This window comes from Acidovorax sp. KNOB132 (assembly GCF_057541515.1).
In genome coordinates, this window is the sequence record NZ_BAAJYT010000267.1 from 1 (window position 1) to 4,711 (window position 4,711).

The following is a 4,711-nucleotide window of genomic DNA, read 5'->3' on the forward strand; positions in this document are numbered from 1 at the left end:
GCAGCCGGCGCCCAGCACCAGCCAGTCGGCCCGCACGGGGCCCTGCAGCGCCGGGCGCGGCGCGCGCGCCGGCAGGATGGCCGACCAGCCGTTGGTGGCATCGTCGGCCGGCAGGCGCAAGGGAGTGGGACGCGGTGTCGGCAAGGCGATCGAAAGGCGCTGCGGGCGCTCAGCGCGCCCCGCAGGCCTTGCACAGCTGCAGCGCCAGCCGCTGCAGCGCCTGCCAGCCATCGGCGGGCCAGTCGGGCGCCTTGAGGCCCTTGACGATGCCGTCCACCGTGTGCGCGGACTGCAGCAGCCGGGCTGCAGCGGCGTCGGAAAAGCGCGGCGCGATGCGCTCGAACAGGCGCTCCTTGGGGCCCCAGATGCGGTTTTCGCGCAGGGCAATGGGCAGGGGCTTGCCGGCGTTGAGCGCGTCCTTCACGCGCTTCAAGGCGCGGATGTCCTCGGCCAGCGCCCAGTGCACCAGCACTTCGGCCTCGCCCTCGGCCTGCAGGCCATCGAGCATGCGCTGCACCCGGGCCACCTGGCCCGAGAGCACCGCCTCGGAGAGCTTGAACACGTCGTAGCGCGCCACGTTGAGCACCGCCGCCTCGACCTGCGCCCACGACAGCTCGCCGGGCGGGTGCAGCAGCGCGAGCTTGGCGATCTCCTGGTGCGCGGCAAGCAGGTTGCCCTCCACGCGGTCGGCGAAGAACTGCAGCGTGCGCTGGCCCTCGTCGCCGCCGGCCACGCGCTGGCCCTGCAGCGACAGGCGCTGGGCGATCCACTGCGGCAGCGCGGCGCGCTCCACCGGGTCGATCTGCACCGAGATGCCTCTGCCGTCCAGCGCGCTGAACCAGCCCCCGGTGCGGGTGGCCTTGTCCAGGCGCGGCAGCATCACCAGGGTGAGCGTGCTGTCGTTGCCCTGCGCGGCCTCGGCGATCTGCTGCAGCGCGGCGCCGCCGTCCTTACCGGGCTTGCCCGAGGGAATGCGGATCTCCACGATCTGCTTGTCGGCAAAGAGGGAGAGCGAGCCGCCGGCCGCCAGCACGGCGCTCCAGTCGAAGTGCGCGCCGGCCACGGTGTGGCTGCTGCGCTCGGTGTAGCCCTGGGCCCGCGCCGCCGCGCGGATGGCGTCGGCCGCCTCCTGCTGCAGGAGCGGCTCGTCGCCATGCAGGGTGTAGAGCGACCGCACGCCCTTTTGCAGGTGCGCGGCGAGCTGGTTCAGAGCGACTTGCATGGGAGCGGCCTGGGCAGGATCTTTGAACGAAACAGGCCGAACGCCCTAGAAAAACATGCGGCCGTAGCTATCAAATCAATAGCAATCAGGGTGCCAACCATCAAACCGGGCGCGCCGCGGCGAGCCGGCGCAGCAGCTGCTGCACGAGGTCGGTCTGCATGTTGCGGTACAGCAGCGCCTCTTCGGCCTCCTTGGCGAGCGCGATGCTTTCGTTGTAGCTCACGTCGCGCTGCTGCAGCAGCTCGGTGTCGGGGATCAGCTCCGCGCCCTGCTGGTTGCGCAGGCGAAAGTGGATGCGCAGGCGCAACTGCAACTCGCGCACCTGGCCCGAAGCGTTGTAGCCCACCACCACGCGCTCACGCTGCTCGGACAGCAGCTCGAAAATGGCGTCGGCCGTGGTCTTTTGCGTGGGATCGCGCAGCACCGTGAGGTTGCCGCCCGCGCCCTGCAGGGTGCGCTGCAGCTCGCGCGCCAGAGGCGAGCCGCCGCCCGCCTCCACGTAGAGCGAGCGGAACTGGAACTCGGGCGCGCGGCGCAGGTGAAAGCCGCAGGCGGCCAGGGGCGCCACGGCCAGCAGCGACAGGAGGGTGCGTTTTTGCATTGTCAGATGACCACGTTGACCAGGCGGCCCGGCACGACCACGATCTTCTTGGGCGTGGCGCCGTCCGCCTGCTTGACGAAAGCCTCGCTCGCGAGGGCGGCGCGCTCGATCTCGGCCTTGTCGGCCGAGGCGGGCACGCGGATGGAGCCGCGCAGCTTGCCGTTGACCTGCAGCATCAGCTCCAGCTCGTCCTGCACCAGCGCATCGGCATCGGCCTGGGGCCACGGCGCATCGAGCAGGTCGCCCAGCGCGCCGGCGTAGCCCAGGCCGCTCCACAGGCTGTGCGCGATGTGCGGCGTGGCCGGGTACAGCACGCGCAGCAGGATGCCGAAGCCCTCGATCAGCGCCACGGGGGCGCCGGCGCTGTCCAGGGCCTTGAAGTCCTCCAGCGCGTTGATCATCTTCATCGCGCCCGAGACCACGGTGTTGTACTGCATGCGCTGGTAGTCGTAGTCCACCTGCTTGAGCACGGTGTGGATCTCCAGCCGCAGGGCCTTGGCCTCCTTGCCGAAGGGCACTTCCTTCAGGGTGGTGGCGCCGGCCACGCTGGCCAGCGCCGCGTCCTTGTCGAGGGCCGCGAGCTTGAGGCCGAAGTTCCACACCCGGCGCAGGAAGCGGTAGCTGCCCTCCACGGCCGCGTCGTTCCACTCCAGCGTGGCCTCGGGCGGCGCGGTGAACATGGTGTACAGGCGTGCGGTGTCGGCGCCGTACTTGGCGATCAGATCCTGGGGATCGACGCCATTGCGCTCGGTCTTACCCATCTTGCCCACGCCGCCGTACTCCAGCAGCAAACCCTTCTCGAACCGGCCTTCGGCCTCGTTCAATTTTCCACCAGTGATACGGCCCTGTGCATCCAGCAACGGCGTCACGCCCTCGGGAGGAAAGTAGCTCTTGCCGCCCTTTTCATCGCGGGTGAAGTAGATGTGATTGAGCACCATGCCCTGCGTGAGCAGATGTGCAAACGGCTCATCGACCGTCACCAATCCCAGGTCGCGCATTACCTTGGTCCAAAAACGCGCGTACAGCAGATGGAGGATGGCGTGTTCAATGCCGCCGATGTACTGGTCCATGCCGGCACCGCCGCTCGGCGCTTTCTGGTCTCGCATCCAGTAGGCCGTGCCCTCAGCCACCATAGCGTTTTCATTCTTCGGGTCGCAATACCGCATGAAGTACCACGAGCTGTCCACGAACGTGTCCATGGTGTCGGTCTCACGGCGCGCGGCCTTGCCGCAGACCGGGCAGGTCACGCCGGCGTGGAAGCCTTCGTGGTGGTGCAGCGGATTGCCCGAGCCGTCCGGCACGCAATCGGTGGGCAGCACCACCGGCAGGTCCTTCTCGGGCACGGGCACGGCGCCATGCTCGTCGCAGTGGATGATGGGGATCGGCGTGCCCCAGTAGCGCTGGCGCGAGACGCCCCAGTCGCGCAGGCGCCAGGTCGTTTTGGTCTCGCCCAGGCCCTTTTGCGCGAGCGCATGCGCCACGGCCTGCACGGCCTCGGCGTAGGACAGGCCGCTGAAGCTGTCGGAGTTGACGGTGACGCCGCGCTGCTTGTCGCCGTACCAGTCCTGCCAGTGGTGGTAGTCGAAGGTCTCGCCATCGACCAGCACCACCTGCTTGATGTCGATGCCGTACTTGAGCGCGAACGCGAAGTCGCGCTCGTCGTGCGCGGGCACGCCCATCACGGCGCCGTCGCCATAGCCCATGAGCACGTAGTTGCCGATCCACACGGGCACTTCCTCGCCGGTGATCGGGTGCGTGACCACCAGCCCGGTGGGCACGCCCTTCTTTTCCTGCGTGGCCAGTTCGGCCTCGGTGGTGCCGCCGCTCTTGCACTCCTCGATGAAGGCGGCGATGGCCGGATTGCCCTGCGCCGCGCGCACGGCCAGCGGGTGCTCGGGCGCCACGGCGCAGAAGGTCACGCCCATGATGGTGTCGGCGCGCGTGGTGAAGACGTACATGCGCCCGTCGCCGATCAGCGTGCCGTCGGCCGCGCGGATGTCGTGCGGGAAGGCGAAGCGCACGCCCTCGCTCTTGCCGATCCAGTTCTCCTGCATGAGCTTCACGCGATCGGGCCAGCCGGGCAGCTGGTCGCCGGTGACGAAGCCCAGCAACTCTTCGGCGTAGTCGGTGATCTTGAGGTAGTAGCCCGGAATCTCGCGCTTTTCCACCGTGGCACCGGTGCGCCAGCCCTTGCCGTCGATCACCTGCTCGTTGGCCAGCACGGTCTGATCCACCGGGTCCCAGTTGACGACCTGGGTCTTGCGGTAGGCGATGCCCTTTTCCAGCATCTTGAGGAACAGCCACTGGTTCCAGCGGTAGTAGCTCGGGTCGCAGGTGGCGACCTCGCGCGACCAGTCGATGGCCAGGCCCATCGCCTGCATCTGCTTTTTCATGTACGCGATGTTGTCGTACGTCCACTGCGCGGGCGGCACGCCGTTCTTGAGCGCCGCGTTCTCGGCCGGCAGGCCGAAGGCGTCCCAGCCCATCGGCATCAGCACGTTCATGCCCTTCATGCGCAGCTGGCGCGCGAGCATGTCGTTGATGGTGTAGTTGCGCACGTGGCCCATGTGCAGCTTGCCGCTGGGGTAGGGCAGCATGGAGCAGGCGTAGAACTTCTTCCGGTCCGCATCCTCGGTCACGCGGTAGGCATCGGTGGCCGTCCAGTGGCCCTGCGCGGCGCGCTCGACCTCGGTGTGGTTGTATTTGTCTTGCATGGGTTGGCGGGGCCGCGGCGGTGCGGCCAGGAAAGAAAGTGAGCGGGGTGTCAGCCGGGGATTTTAGGCGCGATGCCGGCCGCCGGCGGCGCGAAGCGTTACACGGTGCGCGGCCCCGGCTGGCGCAGGGCCCGGCCGGTCAGCGGGCAGCGGCGGCAGCAGCGGGAGAGGCCG

Annotated in this window: 3 protein-coding genes; all 3 read right to left on the minus strand. The window is 68.7% G+C overall.

The annotated features are described in order from the left end of the window. Positions 1-169 precede the first annotated feature (169 nt). Positions 170-1,222: a DNA polymerase III subunit delta gene (gene holA, locus AC27IO_RS20575; RefSeq protein WP_317351579.1), complete on the minus strand. Its 1,053-nt coding sequence runs from the start codon at positions 1,220-1,222 to the stop codon at positions 170-172. Between the two features lie 100 nt (positions 1,223-1,322). Then, entirely contained in the window at positions 1,323-1,823 is a 501-nt protein-coding gene (locus AC27IO_RS20580) for an LPS-assembly lipoprotein LptE (RefSeq protein WP_272566755.1), read from the minus strand. 2 nt (positions 1,824-1,825) lie between these two features. Beyond that, a complete protein-coding gene (gene leuS, locus AC27IO_RS20585) occupies positions 1,826-4,537 on the minus strand; it encodes a leucine--tRNA ligase (protein WP_498740504.1) in 2,712 nt (903 codons plus the stop codon). Positions 4,538-4,711: the final 174 nt, after the last annotated feature.

Coding starts and splice junctions, on each gene's coding strand:
- leuS (WP_498740504.1), bottom strand. CDS start 4,537: ATGCAAGACAAATACAACCACACCGAGGTCGAGCGCGCCGCGCAGGGC.
- holA (WP_317351579.1), bottom strand. CDS start 1,222: ATGCAAGTCGCTCTGAACCAGCTCGCCGCGCACCTGCAAAAGGGCGTG.
- AC27IO_RS20580 (WP_272566755.1), bottom strand. CDS start 1,823: ATGCAAAAACGCACCCTCCTGTCGCTGCTGGCCGTGGCGCCCCTGGCC.